Source organism: Microvirga ossetica, from assembly GCF_002741015.1.
Classification (GTDB): domain Bacteria; phylum Pseudomonadota; class Alphaproteobacteria; order Rhizobiales; family Beijerinckiaceae; genus Microvirga; species Microvirga ossetica.
This window is the reverse complement of the sequence record NZ_CP016618.1, coordinates 332,371-348,105: the sequence shown is the minus strand read 5'-3', so window position 1 is coordinate 348,105 and position 15,735 is coordinate 332,371. Positions and strand designations below refer to the sequence as shown.

Below are 15,735 nucleotides of genomic sequence, written 5' to 3'. Positions count from 1 at the left end.
AAGGTGCCCCTATGGAACTGCTGAGCTGCTCCAAGCCCGATGGGCAAGGCGCTGGCTGATCCAGTCGTGTGCCGCATTGAGATCAGCAAAGGCAGGATGGCTGACGTCGTCGAGCGGACCAAAGCCTGACTCCAGAAACCATTGCCCTGGAGCAATCTCGTGCTGATCCGAGAGATGAACCAGCACAGCTGTGAGCCGCCGGTGCTCGTCAAATACCAGCACACCCTCTTCTTCAAAGCCGGTGTCCACCCGCACTGGCTGAAAGGTCAGGCTCATGCTGCGTCCTCCCTCTCCAAGTGAAGGTAGAGTGGGTCGAACTCGCCCGCTTCCTTCAACCTCTCCCAGTCAGGGATGGTCACCTGCGTTCCCCTGGTCTGGATCAGACCATTGGTCCGAAGAGCTTGGAGAACCCGGTTGACGTGGACCGTGCTGGTACCGATGACGTCAGCGAGTTTAACCTGAGTGAGCGGCAGATCGAAGGTATCGTCCTCGGTCAGCCCGACCGCCTTCAGCTTCACCCGAAACTCACAGAGAAGATGCGCCATCCGGGTGTAAGCCTCACGGCGTCCGACGTTGAGCAGCCGTTCCCGGAAGATCGAGGCGTCCACCAGCGTCTCGCGCCAGAAGGCGGCGGCGATCCGGGGATAGCGCTCGCACACACGGCGCAGGTCGTCATGTCGGATGAACCCGACCGTGCACGGGCAGATGGTGGCAACGCTGTTGTCCATCACCTTCAAGTGCAGGCTTTGCAGGTCCGGAGTGTCGCCGGGAACATGAATGGCCATGATCTGGCGTTTGCCGTCCGAGGTCAGCTTATAGACGCAGGTGAAACCTTCCAGCAGTAGGCAGGAGTGCGAGGGGCGGTCGCCGATGCGCACAATGTCGTGGTCAGCCTTGAGCGCCTGAACCTGCACCGGCAAATCCTGGAGTACGCGCTTCTCCTCATCGGAGAGAGGAAAGATACTGTCCAGCTTGCGGATCATCAGGGTCTGCGGGGAGTGAGCAGCAGCAACCATCCTTGCGTTTCCTGTCGAACACCTTCAGCGAGGGCGCCCTCGATCGCCTGAAACTAACGGGACGATAACGGTGCCGAGCCGCAATTGTGCCGAACAATGGCCGGCTGCTGAAAGCGGAAGTACAGCCCGACCGCGAGGTTGATCACCTCGGCAGGGAAGCGGTGGCGGGCGTACAATGCAGGACGGGACTTCGTCATATCGCCTCATATGGCGACCCCTGATTCCATTCCGTTAATCTGACGGTGCCGTGCCACTGCGGACCTTCGACCGGGACGCCAAAAGTCATCCTGATCTTGCTGCTGGCGGCGGCCCAGTAGCCGCCGATCGGCTAAGTTACCAAGCCCTCCTCCGCGAACAGCCCCAGCAAGGACGGGTCGTATTTTGGTCAATGCTTCCCGGTTGTCCCCCGGCGGTTTCGGATCAGGATGACAGCGGCACTGACCGCCAGCGCGACGAAGATCGCGAGCCCGATCCATTCGATCAGTTGCTCCACCCTTCCTGTTCCCGGCGGCACCGGTCCGGTGCCTTCGGTCCCTGATATGAGAGGCTGGTTAGGTACAAGGGCTTGCGGCATCTGTGCTCCTCTGGCCTTGCTCCCTTCGTTCAATCGATCGCGACGGTTAATGCGATACTATTTCCGACTCATCCGCTTTTGCAGCTCCGCGATCTCGCGGACATAGGAAGCCCGGCGCTCCCTATGGCGCTGGCGCACCGTGTTCATGAGCATTGCTCTGAGGTCGGGCTTGGCGGTTACCCGGAGCCGGGCCAGTTCGAATTCATACTCGACATCAATGTTGGCCAGTGTCGTGGACAAGATAGATGAGGTCAGCCCCTCGATTATCGTTCGCAGCCTTGTCCATTGGCCTAGGTCCGTCCATGCTATTGAGGATTGCCCGACAAAACCCAATCGCGCCCGCCATGGTGGGATCGTCGCTCGCCTGACCTTTTGCGGAAGGGGTTGAGGTTTCGGGGGTGGCGGTACATCCGTGCCACCCCCATAGGCCGCTCCTCGAGCGATGTGGCGTATCGCTGCCTCTCTGGGCAACTCTCTCCCTAAACCGCAGGCGCTGTCGCTGCCTGCCAGTCGCCTGAGTTACCGTCTGGCTCTAACGGGCACCAGTCGGAAATTCCCCACGGATTGTTCCGCAAGGGTCCAGAAGGCAACTGCCCACACTCGACTTAGCTTGTTGCGCAGTCCGGTTAGGCTTGGTTCGGTAAATCCCGTTCACGTCCTCTGCACAGCTGGCTGATGTGGCCTCAATCGCGCCCCGGTGACGCGCACCAAATGGCTACATCCAGCAGGGGTGGCGAGCGCTTCGACTGAGCGCTCTCGAAGGGAGTAGGTAAAAATCCGTCGTAATCCTACCCACCCCTTCGGCACTTGTTAATCCAAGGTGACGCCGTCATTTCTTGGGCCAAGAAGCAAGAACAACAAGAGGAAACCATGCCCAGTAAGTCTCACCAGACCTATCCCGTGTACTCGCCGAGCCTTGACGCCATGATGAGAGAGGTCCTCCATAGACTTGGCGACATTGACTTTGCTGCCGAGGTCGAACTGGAAAACGTCGAGGCAAGAGCTCTCGAGCCAAAGCTGAAAGAGCACATCAGGAGTACGATCAGAGCCGCCCATTGGGAGAAACGCCAGCCCTATGTGGACCTCCTGGAAACGCTGCGGCGGCAGCAGCATCGCCAGTCCTTCGCGGCCTGAAGGCAGCGCAGCTAGGCCGAGTAACCCGTAAAACACATCTCAAATCGCCCTGCTTGTGCGCACCTTCGAGAGAGGCACCGTGAGCCCTTCTCAAAAGCCTGCAGAGATTGGCAGGGGCAATCCGGGAGGAGGAACAATGATCGAGGTTCGCGATAAACTAGGCTCCCTCATCAGAGCCTGCGAGGCCGCGGCCCAGACGCACATTGCCGATGCGCGACAGGCCTACACCGAGTTCCAGCGTTCGTTCCACGAGCGGCGCGCCGCCGAGGCGCTCCAGAGGGCCCACAAGCACCGGCAGGAACTCCAACAACTCTCTCATGACCGATGAGCTAGCCAACAGAATGCTGCGCGCACAGCTCGCAGAGTACTGCCAAGCTCCACCCGTCGAATGATTAACATACGGGAAAAAGTTGGGAACGCCTCGGGACAATCGGCGCGTTGCATCGCCGATGTCCACGTCAGCAAGGGGTCTCATGCGAACAACCCTGTTGTTTCTGCGTTTTTGCGAGTGAGTGCCGCTTCGACCTGCGGCTGATGTCACTTCGCGAAATCTCGTTTCAACCATCTAAAGTCCCTTTTTCTTGCAGGAAGAACCGATGTCCGCCGCCAGACGATTCAGCCAAACGCCACCGGACAAGGCGAACGAGCTGTTTGATAAGCTGCTCGCCACCTCCGATAATGCGGTCAAAACCCGTGAGCGCCTGTTCGCCGATCTAAAGCGGGAACTGGAACTGCTGGCTACCCTTCAGGAAGAGCACCTCTTCCCGGTGCTGAGACGGCACGGAATGGGCGATCTCCTGCACGAGGCCAGCACCGACAACGAGCAAACCAGTGCGCTCTTGGACGAACTCGAGGCCATGCGAAAGAACGGCGCCGAGTTCCTCGGCAAGATCGCTGAACTGAGACGCATTTTCCAGCACCACATCCGCGACGACCGGAAGGAGCTGCTTCCCGCCGTGCTCAAGGTCTTGAGTGACGAGGAAGCCAACGCCATCGCCGAGACAGTGGAGGATGAAATGGCCAACATTGATGAGATGAAGCGCGCCGACAGCCGACGGACCCGTGAGCAGGGCGAAGCCGTGCAGCGGGTGACGGAGGATGTGGCCGACACGCTGCGGGCCAGCGTCGCCGGCGCCCAGACGATGGCTCAAGCCATGCAGGAGATGGTGGAGACCAGCTTCAGCACATTCTCTGAGCTGACCCGCCACTCAACGCGCCAAGGCTTGCTGACGGTGGACCGTCCTGATAGGGCCGCGCTTGGGCTGAGCGAAGAGGCGGCGCACAACCTGCGCGCTGTGGCCCAATCCGGCACTGCACTCGCGCGCGGTCTGCAGGAGGTCTCGCGTGAGGTGGTCGAGCGCGGCCACAAGCGCCTGCAGCGGAACCTCGATGGCCTGCAGACCCTCGCCCGCTGCCACACGCTGGCAGATTTCGTGGAGGTGCAAACGACACTCCTGCGCGACAACCTGGAGCAGACCATCGAGAACAGCCGGCGCATCGCCGAGCTCACGCTCCAGATGACTGAGGAGGCCACACGCACCGTGGCCGTGCAGGCTGAGCAGACTGCCCAGCGGCTCAACCGCGCGGCATAACCATCTCTGGTTTCAACAAGAACGCTCCCGGCTCATCGGCCGGGAGCGTGGGCGTTTATGAGAGTCCAGAATGCAAACGTCGGGTGTTCGACACCTCATCCGCCGCCTTGATCTGCCGTCTGGTGTCGGTTGAGCGGTGGCGCCGCAGCAGGATTGCAGCTTGCAATGCCTTGGCCCTTTGCGGATGGTCAGGGCAGTCCAGATTTACTCTGCTGCCTCCCAGCCGGGGCTGGGCATTGGCGGTTTGAGGCCTAAATCCCTCATCCACGCGGGTTTCTTGTCATGATGCCTCTGTACTATCTCCACATTCGAAACGGGGACAAGCTTGAGCTGGATCCGGACGGCACAGAGCTGCCCGATCTTGAGGCCGCCTTTGCGGAAGCTGTGACAGTGGCGCGGGAACTCGTGGACGAAGTGGATGACCTGGGACGCGATGCAGCCATCGAGATTACGGATGGAGCCGGCGAAACAGTCCTGACGGTGCCGTTCTCGGACACTCTCCGGCCGCACTGAAGATGTTGGGCGTGCCGTTTCTTGTCACCTGGGTGGTCACCCTCGCCTATCCTGCAGTTTGGGCTGCAAGCCTGCCACAACCGCAATCTGCACCAGCTCGGGCAGGCTCTGAGCGCTCAGCCGCTCCATGATGCGAGCCCGGTGTGCCTCAACCGTCCGCGGACTCAGCCCAAGCTCCCGTGCAATCGTCTTGTTCGTGCCCCCGGCCAGCAGCCCGTCCAGCACCTCCCGCTCACGCGGCGGCAGCGCTGCAATGAGCGCCTTCACGCGTTCGGTGGCCTGATCCCGCTCAGCCCTCTCCCGGATGGCCGCCTGGGCCGAGGCGAGCGCATCCAGCAGCTGCTCGGAGCGATACGGCACATCGAGGAAATCGACCGCTCCTGCTTTCATTGCCTGGACACCAACCGCAACGTCCCCGCGGGCCTCACCGATTACGATCACCGGTAGGCCCGCACGCCGGGCTTTCAGCTCTCTGGGGATCGTCAGCCCGCCCGCCTCCGGATTGCGAATATCGAGCACCACACAGCCGGGCACCAGCACCGGTGCCACGTCCAGGAAGGACTGCGCCGAGGCGAACGTCTTCACCTCGTAGCTGGCCCCCTGGAGCAGAAGGCACAGATCGCGTTGGGAGACCTCATTGCTATCGACCACGTAGACTGTCGAGCCATCATGCTGGGTGATGTCCTTGGCAATGCCGGCGATCCGTCGAATCTTCTGATCCTCGTCAAAGATCGGGAAGCCGGTGGCGTGGATGTGGCGCATGCTCCCATCCGGTCGAACAATGCGGTACTCCTCAACAACAGTGTCGCCGCGCAAGACGCGATCGGTGGCCTGGAGCGCGCGCTCGCGGTCATCCGGATGGAGCGTTTCGGCCCATTGGTCGCGGTGCCGGAAGATCTCCGGGGACCAGCCCCAGACGCGCTCGAAGGCGGGGCTGACATACTCCATCTGCAACGTCTCGGCATTCATGATCCAGAGCATGTCGGTCGAGTGCTCGGCGAACTGCCGGAAGCGTGCCTCGCTCTCCCGTAGGTTCGTTTCCGCCCGGGCTCTGAGGACCGATGTCCAGGTGCGTTCGGCCACTTCCTGCGCCAGCGTCACTTCATCGTCACGCCAGTGACAGGGCTCAGCCTGATGGACGAAGAGCGACGCGACCAGGCGACCGTCCCGGATCAGAGGCGCGATGATGCTGGCGCGCTTTCCGGTGTGGAGGGACTCAGCCGCGGTATTCACCTCCTCGGTTCGAGCATCCGTCAAGGCATCATCAATGCGGATTGTATGCCCCGCCTGCAACTCGCTCTCGATGAGCGGCCCGAAGTCGCTCACGCGGTACTGGCCGGCAAAGGTCGGAGTTGGGCCCTCAGTCCAGTCGCGCTCGACCGTGAAGGATGTGCCAGCCTTGCTGAATTCGGCATATCCGACGCGGCTGGCCTTCAAGTGCCGGCCAAGCATTTCGGCTGCCGTGTCCATGACCCCACGGGCGTCGGGAATCCCGCGCAATCGGGTGCTGAGATCGACCAGGAACCGGAGACGCTGCTCACCAAACACCCGCTCAGTCGTCTCATGGATGATGATGAGAACACCTCCCACGTCGCCAGTCTCGGCCATGACTGGGCTGAAGGAGGCGTTCCACCATGTCTCCTCGGGATAACCCTTTCGCTGCACGATCCAGACCGGCACGTCCTGAACGTACGCTGCCTCGCCGCGACGCGCCTGCGTAACGAGCGGCGCGGCCACATCCCAGATCTCGGCCCAGACCCGCGGCAGGGGCTGCCCGAGGGCCTCCGCCCTGAGACCACGCAGCGGCAGACAGGCATCATTGTGGAAGGTGATCAGCTGCTGCCCCCACAACAGGTAGGTGGGCATCTTGGATCGCAGCATGTTGCTGAGCGTGACGCGGAGTGAGGGTGGCCAGGTCTCAGGGGATCCGAGTGGGGAGGCTGACCAGTCGAAGGCCTGGATGCGAGCGCCCATGATGCCGCCACCGGTCAGAAACTGCATGGTGCTCAAGCCGTAGACCTCCTGACTTTACGGTTGATTATGACAGTCCAATCTTGGCTATATTGGGCTGTCTTTTACGCACCCGGCGTATGGCTCCCATCGCTCGACGTGGAGAACGGCTTGATCGATGGCACGTTCCGTATTCCTCCGTCGGAATATACCGACATGACGAAGCACGTTTGTCTGAATATTGCTGTCTTACCGGTACCGCGATTTTTGCCCCTACGGGCCGGAACTTGAAGCGCCCTTGCGATAAGGGCGCTTTCTTTTTGCATGCGCGGGAGGTTCAGGAGATCCAGCCTCACAGAGCTCACGATCGACGACCAGATGACGCTTGTCGAGACCATAGGTTGGGCTTCAGTTCCGAGATGGCAATTCTGCCCTCAAGGTCACTTCTGGGTCAAACTTTCACACTCGAGAAACGGCCGAGATCCTGATGGGGACGCGTGTCATTGCCACTCAGAGAGCGAGGCCGCGCGAGCGCTCAATTCAGGTGGTGTTGACGCAGTGAACAGACGCCGAAGACCCATCCGCTCAGCCTTTCGGTCGCTTCGGGCCGATCCTACCCACGTGCAGGTCAGGAGTTTCCCGCGGCGGTCTCAGGGAAAGGCCCGATACAACAACCACCCACGGCCTGCTAGACTGTCCTGCGGCTTACCGAACCGACGAGCGTCCGGACGGTGCGGGGCAAGACTCATCACCTCTCGACGCTGCATCACACCGGGAGATTGCCATGGGGTGGTGACCCAGCCCATCTGCCTGGCTGACCTCGTCAGTCTCGCCGAACTCGGCGAGGCGTTCACGGCGCTCGAGAGGGCACGGCGCCATCGTAGAATCGCCAGGAACAGGGTGATGACGATTCGCGAGGCCTTGGACCACGTCCTCGACGAGGCGTTCCGGCGGCAATCCTTCGCCCCGCTCGAGCATCTCTTCCGGCGCGAGGAGATGGCGCTCGAGGACTACGACGAGACGGTTTGGCAAATGGCGCGGGCGGAGCAACGCTGGGGCGCGGTGCTGCTCGCTCTCGCACAGGAATGCGATCTCATGAGGGCGGGCCCACCAACCGATCGCCGCGTCAACTGATTGCCCCAGCCCGTTCACGTTCGACATTCTGCGGGCCGGAGGTTGCCTGCACCCCGTGACCCACGGGCTTGAACCCGAGGGGCAGGATGGCCACGACCAGCGTTCCGCGGGCGCCGCTCAGGAGCCGCAAGCTGCCGCCGAACCGCAGCATGCGCGCCCGCATGCTGGTGACACCGACGCCAAGCAAGGCGCCGCCCTCGGCCGCCTTCCGGACGCCGCAGGACAGCCCGCAGCCATCGTCGCGAACCCGCAGTTTCAGGGCATTGGCCCCGACCCGCAGGTCGATCGTGATCCGGGAGGCGGCGGCATGCCGGTAGGTGTTGGTCAGTGCCTCCTGGATCACCCTGAGCAGCGAACGCTGGATGTCGAAGGGCAGGTTGTCGGCCGCGTCCGGCATTGAGACGGATGCTTGCAGGCCCGTCCGGCGCGCGAACCCCGCCGCAAAGGCCCGCACGGTTCCGGCAAGACCGCCGTTCTCCAGGCCCGGCGGATGCAGCAGGTACGTGAAGGCGCGCAGCTCCCTTGCGGCCTCCTCGGCCGAGTCAGCCGCCTCATCGAGCACCGTGTGGCCTTCGGGCAGAACAAACGGCCTCAGCCGCATGAGGTGGAGGACGAGGGCCGCGAGATGCTGAGCCGTCGAGTCATGCAACTCCTCGGCGATCCGTTGGCGCTCCTCGTCCTGAAGGCTCAGGACGCGTCCGGCGAGCTCGTTCAACGCTGCCTTGGCGGCATGACGTTCCGTGACGTCGGTGAAGAAGACGCTCAGGCCATCCGTCGAGGGGCAGACGTGGAGATCGAGAAAGTGGCCTGGTCGCAGGCCGGACATCACCTCGCGCCGGATGCTTTGGCGCGCTTGCATGCCTTCCCTGATGACGCGGCTGCACTCGGCCTCAGGATGGCACAGGTCCCAAAGGCATACGCCCAGGACCCTGTCCGGATCCGGCCCGACCCAGTCCTTCGCCGCCTCATTGAGATCGGTGATGCGGTAGGCCCGGTCCAGCGTGAAGTAGCAGTCACTGACACTGGCCAGGACTGCCCTGAGCCGCTCGTTCGCGTCTTCGGCGCCTGCGGAGCTTGCTTGCGTGCGGCTCCTGAGGCTACGCCGCGGCCATTTCTCCGAGGCGTTCCGCGGCGAGGACGCGTCATCCATGGCTCAGCTCCAAGACGAAGGTACAACCGGACGACGGGAATATCCCCGTCGGGCCGTTGGCCATGCGCGGCACGGCGATCCGCGTCCAATCAGCCACATAGTCTAACATAGATTAACGGGAGTCGGAGACAGCGGCGATCGCAGTTCGGGCGAACATGCTCGTGCCAGCTCCTGTAGCTGATCAAGCCATGGCCGGTTGGGTCAGGCAGTGAAATTCCCCGCCCTTTCAGAAGGTCGGGTTGGAGCAGGTCTGCTGCCGTCGGTTTTAGGTTTCAGGTGGCCGTTGGTGATGGTCCGGGTACATGAGCGAACGTTCGCACAAGGCCGTTTAGGGAAAAGGGTGCAGACAACGAGAGTCTCAGACCAGCAAAAAGAAAGCGCCCGTCGTCTCAAGGGGCGCTCCAAAGTCCGCCCTGTAGGGGCAAAATAACAGGGTCAGATGTTTCTATAGCCGAATACAAATCTGCCGTCTGTCGGGTAAATGGCAGTTCTCAGAGAAAATGTCTCGACTAACATATGTTAATTGGACTTAGGTTGGGTTATCCTCACCCGTCATGGAATTTCGAGAAGGTGAAACAACACCACGCCAGGGATGCTGAGTATCCAGATTAGCAGAAGAGACACTATGATTGTGGTTCTGCTTTCTTGCTCGGACAGGTGATCCTGAATGGCCTTGATCTTATGCTACTTTTCATCGTCGACTAACATGAATTACTTCCGCACACGGCACGTGCCTAGCAGCCTCGCGCACGTATGAGAAGTGAAACGATAGCCCGATTTATGTCAGAACTCGTTAGACAAGTCTCTGATTGTCCTCATTAGAGATGTCACCTCCGGGGAGTGACTGCTGAGAGCTCAACCCACCTTGAACAGGCTCTTGCCTTGGCCGCGCCGCCGCGGGGCGCTGTTGCTCCGGCTCATGTCGAGCTCCTTCTGCCGCTCGGCAATGTAGGCCAGAACCGGACCCAGCCGCTTGTTCTCGACGACCGCCGCCTGATCCACCTGCTGGCGTCGGTCAAAGGGCCTGTAGGGCAGCTCCAGGCCCTTGTGCTTGATGGCAAAGCGCCCATCCGGATAGTCATAGACGGTCACCCGCTGGCGGGCGAGGGACAGCGTGATCGCGTTCGGCTCGAGAATGAACAGCACCTGGTCGTACTGCAGGGTCAGATTGCGCGAGACCGTCCGCTCCTCCCGCCAGGCGAACACGTCATCCAGCTCATCGTCCTCGCTGAGCGGGCGATGCAGGTCCTTGTCGCTGTAGGGCGCCTTGGCAAAGCGGCGGTTGAAGTCCGCCATGAATGCCGGCAGGAAGGCATTGCCCGCCTCAAGGGTCGAGATCCCAGCCAGTCGCATCTCCTTGACCAGGCGGTCCTGCAAGGTGCCGTTGGCGCGCTCGACGCGGCCTTTGGCTTGGGGCGAGTTGGCGCAGATGATGTCGATGTTGAGCTGATGCAGGGCTCGCCCGAACTGGGTCATGCCGTCACCGCCCACCGCTCCTTTGCCGTTGACGCGGAAGACGGCATGCTTGTCGGAGTAGAACGCCACCGGCTTGCCGTAGGCCTCCAGGTACTCCCGGGTCGATCGGAAATAATCAAAGGTCGACTCGGTCTCGACGAACTTCAGGTGCATCAGCCGGCTGGTGGCATCGTCAATGTAGACCAGAAGCGTGCAGGGTGGGCCGCGATCCTCGAACCAGGAGTGCTCGGAGCCGTCGATCTGGACGAGTTCGCCGACGCAGTCGCGCCGATAGCGCGGCTGGTGCACCCCTTTGAGCTTCTGCCGGCGCTCCTGCCAGAGACCCGCCGCGATCATCCAGCGCCGGATCGTCTCGACACCCAGATCGATGCCGTGCCGCTCGGCGAGCTTCTCGCAGGCGAGCGTCGGGCCGAAATCGGCATAGTTGGCTGTGATCAGCGCCAGCACCTCGGTCCGCAGCGCCGCTGGGTAGGAGCGGTTGCTGGGCTTGCCGCGCCGGCGCGACACCAAGGCCGTGGGACCACCGGTCTGATAGGCCTTGAGTAATCGGAACACTTGGCGCCGTGTGATCCGCAGCAGTTGGGCAGCTTCGCGCACCGTAATTCGCTCCGCCACGACGTCCCGCAGAATGTGAACCCGATCGATCTCCGGCCGGCTCATCCCGATCACCGTCATCAGACCCAATCTCCCCAGCACCATCACCCAGGGAGAGTGACATTTGTAACGGGGAGAGGAGTGACCTTTCTAACGGGGTTCTACAATTTATGTCAGAACTCGTTAGACAAGTCTCTGATTGTCCTCATTAGAGATGTCACCTCCGGGGAGTGACTGCTGAGAGCTCAACCCACCTTGAACAGGCTCTTGCCTTGGCCGCGCCGCCGCGGGGCGCTGTTGCTCCGGCTCATGTCGAGCTCCTTCTGCCGCTCGGCAATGTAGGCCAGAACCGGGCCCAGCCGCTTGTTCTCGACAACTGCCGCCTGATCCACCTGCTGACGGCGGTCAAAGGGCCTGTACGGCAGCTCCAGGCCCTTGTGCTTGATGGCAAAGCGCCCATCCGGATAGTCGTAGACGGTCACCCGCTGGCGGGCGAGGGACAGCGTGATCGCGTTCGGCTCGAGAATGAACAGCACCTGGTCGTACTGCAGGGTCAGACTGCGCGAGACCGTCCGCTCCTCGCGCCAGGCGAACACGTCATCCAGCTCATCGTCTTCGCTGAGCGGGCGATGCAGGTCCTTGTCGCTGTAGGGCGCCTTGGCAAAGCGGCGGTTGAAGTCCGCCATGAATGCCGGCAGGAAGGCATTGCCCGCCTCAAGGGTCGAGATCCCAGCCAGTCGCATCTCCTTGACCAGGCGGTCCTGCAAGGTGCCGTTGGCGCGCTCGACGCGGCCTTTGGCTTGGGGCGAGTTGGCGCAGATGATGTCGATGTTGAGCTGATGCAGCGCCCGCCCGAACTGGGTCATGCCGTCACCGCCCACCGCTCCTTTGCCGTTGACGCGGAAGACGGCATGCTTGTCGGAGTAGAACGCCACCGGCTTGCCGTAGGCCTCCAGGTACTCCCGGGTCGATCGGAAATAATCAAAGGTCGACTCGGTCTCGACGAACTTCAGGTGCATCAGCCGGCTGGTGGCATCGTCAATGTAGACCAGAAGCGTGCAGGGTGGGCCGCGATCCTCGAACCAGGAGTGCTCGGAGCCGTCGATCTGGACGAGTTCGCCGACGCAGTCGCGCCGATAGCGCGGCTGGTGCACCCCTTTGAGCTTCTGCCGGCGCTCCTGCCAGAGACCCGCCGCGATCATCCAGCGCCGGATCGTCTCGACACCCAGATCGATGCCGTGCCGCTCGGCGAGCTTCTCGCAGGCGAGCGTCGGGCCGAAATCGGCATAGTTGGCTGTGATCAGCGCCAGCACCTCGGTCCGCAGCGCCGCCGGGTAGGAGCGGTTGCTGGGCTTGCCGCGCCGGCGCGACACCAAGGCCGTGGGACCACCGGTCTGATAGGCCTTGAGTAATCGGAACACTTGGCGCCGTGTGATCCGCAGCAGTTGGGCAGCTTCGCGCACCGTAATTCGCTCCGCCACGACGTCCCGCAGAATGTGAACCCGATCGATCTCCGGCCGGCTCATCCCGATCACCGTCATCAGACCCAATCTCCCCAGCACCATCACCCAGGGAGAGTGACATTTGTAACGGGGAGAGGAGTGACCTTTCTAACGGGGTTCTACAATTTAATTTCGGATAAGGTCATTTATGGAATGGACCGCTATCCAAGAGCCGATGCGAACAGAAGGGTCGAAAGGCCGTTGACTCTTATCGCTGGCATGGATGATCCAGGCGTCAGTGACAGAGAGATCCGTGTGCTCCCGCCTGCTGGCAGAGGAGCACCCTCATGCCCAATCAGTACTGTGAGCGTTGGGAAGGTCCGATCAGAGACCTTCGTTTGCCACTTGCGGCATGGAACCGCCTGCAGGAGGAAGGCATCACAACCATTGACCAACTCGAGGCTGCCGCGGATCGGCTTGAACAGCTTGTCGGGATCGGGTCGAAGATGGCTCAACTGATCCGGGAGGAACTCGCCCGTGTCTTGGCCCCCGAAGAGCAAACATCGGACAAAGCATAGGACCGATCTCTAGTTTCGCGGGATACCCAGTATGGAACCGCGAACAAAGGCTACTGCCTATCGTTGATAGGCACGGTGAGGTCCCTCCACCATGTCGAGAACGATCATGAGTGGCGGCTGGGCCCCGGTTGCCACTGCACCTCGCGACGGCACACCCGTGATCCTCTGGCTGGCCGAGGAGGATACCGCGCGTGAGCGGCCTCGGGCCGTGGGATATTGGACCCTCAACCCTCGGGTTGGCATCGGCTACTGGCGGCTCTTTGGCGATCCTCCATGCGTCTGCTCTGACCGACACATTCGTGGCTGAAACCGCTTCTACACGGTTGGGATAATCACCGCGAATTTCGCATACCACGCAGTATGGAATACATCTGGCCGCACGCGGGGCCACGTAATTCGCATCCCTCCAAGTGCTCTGGCGCACCTCACCATTGGCGCTGCACGCGCATCATACGGCAGACTTGGTTGGACTTCCTTTGAGGAATGGCCCGATGATTGCCTCCAACCTTCACCGGCGGGTCCCCTGGTCCAGGGATCGCGGTCAACAGCCGCAAAGAGTTTCCCCGCCTTATTATGGTCCTGGTGGTCATCCTGGCTCTCGTGAATGTCTCGGCCACAGTGCTGATGGCTGGACGCTGGGCGAGCATCACCAACGGTATGCTTGAGCTTGAGAGAAGCATACACGATCGCTCGATCGAGACTATCAACTGAGCCGCGAATTTCGCAGAAAGCCCTTGTAGTGCCCTCCCGGATGACCGTACGGGCGAGTGCTGCTTGCCCTTCACAAAGACAATCAGCTGAAGCGGGAAGGCGGGCGTGAATGAGAACTTCCCGCCTTCCTTGGTTGCTAACGCTAGCCAATCGGATCGATCTCATCCACCAGACGAAGCAGGTCGGTCATCAGAAACGTACCAGGTTTTGCTGCCGGCAACGTCGGCTTCCAGTTCTTTGCCTGCCACAGGAATGATTTTGTGTCTCCGTGGATCAGACCCACGAACACCTCAGAGATGAGGATCGAGCCCACAGGACCTAAGCGCTCGCCGTTATGGCGGACCTGCGCCTCCTTCAGGATGTAGTACCAAAGCGGGGTTGCCTTATCGAGGCCCTGCTTTTTGGCCACCTGTCCCTCCGGACCACTCGCGATCTCTTGGGGCGTGAGTGGGTTCTTGATCCTCATTGCCTTGGCAACGTCTTGGCCTGAGGGCAATCCGAGATTGACGCCGCGCTTCATGTTCCGGAACGCTAGATTGCCCCCACCGCCAGGCAGGGTGTGCAGTTCTGGGATAAGGAACGGGTCCAGCTTCCGTGCATGGTTGAGGGTGAAATCGGGTGTGCCTTCCGGGGTGGCGAGATCGTAGAAGCGGCGCCAGTCAATGATCCAATTGCTCGGCAGCACAGGAACCGGCAGGGGGGCTGTGGGCGGGTTCGGAGCAAGATCACCGATGATTTGGCCTGAGAGGCCACTAAAGCCAAAAATCAGGCTGAAATCAGCAGGGGGATTATGAAAGACCCGGTTGTGGCTGTAGGTCTGCCGAACCATGCTATGGCCGAGTCTGTAGGCAGCAGCCGAAAACTCGACCGGCATATAGGGCGTCTTCTTAAAACGGTAGTACTTACGCCCGTCGTTAAGGATCCTCGCGACGATCCCGGGTTCAGTGAGACGTTCCACAAAATCGTGGAGCACCATCCACTGATAGTGCCATGTTACTGTTTGGCGTGCCTCGGCAAAGATATCGGCTGGCGGTGTGGGAGATCCCGCGATCAGATCACAAACCTTGTTGTGGAACTTCAGGAAGGCGAGATGCGTCTGAGCGACGAGCAGGTTTTCATCGTTGCGATGGTCGCCGATCAGAGCGAAGCCTTCAGGGCTGCGGGGAAGATCGTTGCGGAAGTTCCCAGTGACGCCGCCGAAATCGACATTGATGTTCTTGCCGATGAGCAGTTTGGGGCCGTGCTTGCTCGTATTCTCAGGGTTGCGGGCATACAGATGCGGGCTTCCGTCCGGCCCAAGGCCATATACTGCGTCAAGATCCAAGCTTGGGGTTCGGAAGTTCTCAATGCCGAGGGGATCCTTGTCCTTCTCGGAAAGGGAAGTCAGATCGAGAGTGATGTCATGGTCGATGAACTGTCCCAGGTAGGTGAAGCCTGCAGGGACATGAGGGTTGTCGCGAGTGGTATCAGTCGGATCAGGATCCAGCATCGCGGCAGCAAGCGCCTGCAGCTTGGCATCACTCACCTCTAGCGGTGGGAGCCTTGGGAACATACGACCAAACATGCCCGGATCTTTGTGGCCGGACAGGGTATCAAGATGTTCTCGCTTTGGATGACGACCAGCGATGCCATGCCCGGGGATGACCTTCACGGCATCGGCCGACATAGACGTTGTTTTGAGAATTTCCTTTGCTGGGGTAGCCGCTGCCCTGCCCGCAGGGGTCTTTGACGCAGGTGCCGTTACATCATTTGGCATTGGATCCCCTTGTTCTCGCTCCGGGTTAGAGCGTGTTTCCCAACATGCTTTTCTCTACTTGTCTCTGACCTACCGACTCGGGTGTTATGCGCCCAGTTATGTCTCAGTGTACTCT

At 61.1% G+C, this 15,735-nt stretch carries 15 protein-coding genes; 6 read left to right on the top strand and 9 right to left on the bottom strand.

Features of this window, described 5'->3' with window-relative positions:
• Positions 1-9: 9 nt before the first annotated feature.
• The 4 genes from BB934_RS36095 to BB934_RS36080 all read right to left on the bottom strand — a co-directional run bounded on the left by BB934_RS36095 (position 10) and on the right by BB934_RS36080 (position 1,830).
• Positions 10-276 (bottom strand): hypothetical protein, encoded by a 267-nt coding sequence (locus BB934_RS36095; RefSeq protein WP_099514580.1) that lies wholly within the window; start codon positions 274-276, stop codon positions 10-12.
• Positions 273-1,016: a Crp/Fnr family transcriptional regulator gene (locus BB934_RS36090; RefSeq protein ID WP_099514579.1), complete on the bottom strand. Its 744-nt coding sequence runs from the start codon at positions 1,014-1,016 to the stop codon at positions 273-275. The genes BB934_RS36095 and BB934_RS36090 overlap by 4 nt, the downstream gene beginning before the upstream one ends.
• Positions 1,017-1,401: 385 nt before the next feature.
• Positions 1,402-1,590, bottom strand: a complete 189-nt coding sequence (locus BB934_RS47845; RefSeq protein ID WP_157934533.1) for a hypothetical protein — start codon at positions 1,588-1,590, stop codon at positions 1,402-1,404.
• 57 nt (positions 1,591-1,647) lie between these two features.
• Positions 1,648-1,830, bottom strand: a complete 183-nt coding sequence (locus tag BB934_RS36080; RefSeq protein ID WP_099514578.1) for a hypothetical protein — start codon at positions 1,828-1,830, stop codon at positions 1,648-1,650.
• A 630-nt stretch (positions 1,831-2,460) separates the two neighbouring features.
• Here BB934_RS36080 and BB934_RS36075 point away from each other — a divergent pair.
• From BB934_RS36075 to BB934_RS36060, 4 genes are all read left to right on the top strand, one after another.
• Positions 2,461-2,724, top strand: coding sequence for a hypothetical protein (locus tag BB934_RS36075; protein ID WP_099514577.1), 264 nt, complete (start codon positions 2,461-2,463; stop codon positions 2,722-2,724).
• Between the two features lie 136 nt (positions 2,725-2,860).
• Positions 2,861-3,052 carry a hypothetical protein gene (locus BB934_RS36070; RefSeq protein ID WP_099514576.1) on the top strand — a complete coding sequence of 64 codons (192 nt, stop codon included), beginning with the start codon at positions 2,861-2,863 and terminating at the stop codon, positions 3,050-3,052.
• Between the two features lie 268 nt (positions 3,053-3,320).
• Positions 3,321-4,316, top strand: coding sequence for a phasin family protein (locus BB934_RS36065; RefSeq protein ID WP_099514575.1), 996 nt, complete (start codon positions 3,321-3,323; stop codon positions 4,314-4,316).
• Positions 4,317-4,598: 282 nt separating this feature from the next.
• The gene (locus BB934_RS36060; RefSeq protein WP_099514574.1) at positions 4,599-4,829 is read left to right on the top strand and encodes a DUF6894 family protein; all 231 of its coding nucleotides are present in this window, start codon (positions 4,599-4,601) and stop codon (positions 4,827-4,829) included.
• Between the two features lie 36 nt (positions 4,830-4,865).
• Here the strand turns inward: BB934_RS36060 and BB934_RS36055 are convergent, their stop codons facing one another.
• Positions 4,866-6,830: a PAS domain S-box protein gene (locus BB934_RS36055; protein WP_237050604.1), complete on the bottom strand. Its 1,965-nt coding sequence runs from the start codon at positions 6,828-6,830 to the stop codon at positions 4,866-4,868.
• A 738-nt stretch (positions 6,831-7,568) separates the two neighbouring features.
• Between BB934_RS36055 and BB934_RS36050 the strand changes: the two genes are divergently transcribed.
• Positions 7,569-7,913, top strand: a complete 345-nt coding sequence (locus BB934_RS36050; RefSeq protein ID WP_099514572.1) for a hypothetical protein — start codon at positions 7,569-7,571, stop codon at positions 7,911-7,913.
• Here the strand turns inward: BB934_RS36050 and BB934_RS36045 are convergent.
• From BB934_RS36045 to BB934_RS36035, 3 genes are all read right to left on the bottom strand, one after another.
• Positions 7,906-9,063, bottom strand: a complete 1,158-nt coding sequence (locus BB934_RS36045) for a sensor histidine kinase (protein WP_099514571.1) — start codon at positions 9,061-9,063, stop codon at positions 7,906-7,908. The two genes, BB934_RS36050 and BB934_RS36045, sit on opposite strands and share 8 nt — an antisense overlap.
• Before the next feature lie 855 nt (positions 9,064-9,918).
• On the bottom strand, positions 9,919-11,214 hold the full coding sequence (locus BB934_RS36040; protein ID WP_099511638.1) for an ISNCY family transposase: 1,296 nt from the start codon (positions 11,212-11,214) through the stop codon (positions 9,919-9,921).
• A gap of 164 nt (positions 11,215-11,378) precedes the next feature.
• Positions 11,379-12,674 carry an ISNCY family transposase gene (locus BB934_RS36035; RefSeq protein WP_099514570.1) on the bottom strand — a complete coding sequence of 432 codons (1,296 nt, stop codon included), beginning with the start codon at positions 12,672-12,674 and terminating at the stop codon, positions 11,379-11,381.
• A gap of 248 nt (positions 12,675-12,922) precedes the next feature.
• On the opposite strand from BB934_RS36035, the gene BB934_RS36030 reads away from it, so the two are divergent.
• The gene (locus BB934_RS36030; RefSeq protein ID WP_099514569.1) at positions 12,923-13,153 is read left to right on the top strand and encodes a helix-hairpin-helix domain-containing protein; all 231 of its coding nucleotides are present in this window, start codon (positions 12,923-12,925) and stop codon (positions 13,151-13,153) included.
• An 853-nt stretch (positions 13,154-14,006) separates the two neighbouring features.
• Here BB934_RS36030 and BB934_RS36020 read toward each other — a convergent pair.
• Positions 14,007-15,530: a peroxidase family protein gene (locus BB934_RS36020; RefSeq protein ID WP_099514567.1), complete on the bottom strand. Its 1,524-nt coding sequence runs from the start codon at positions 15,528-15,530 to the stop codon at positions 14,007-14,009.
• Between the last annotated feature and the right edge of the window lie 205 nt (positions 15,531-15,735).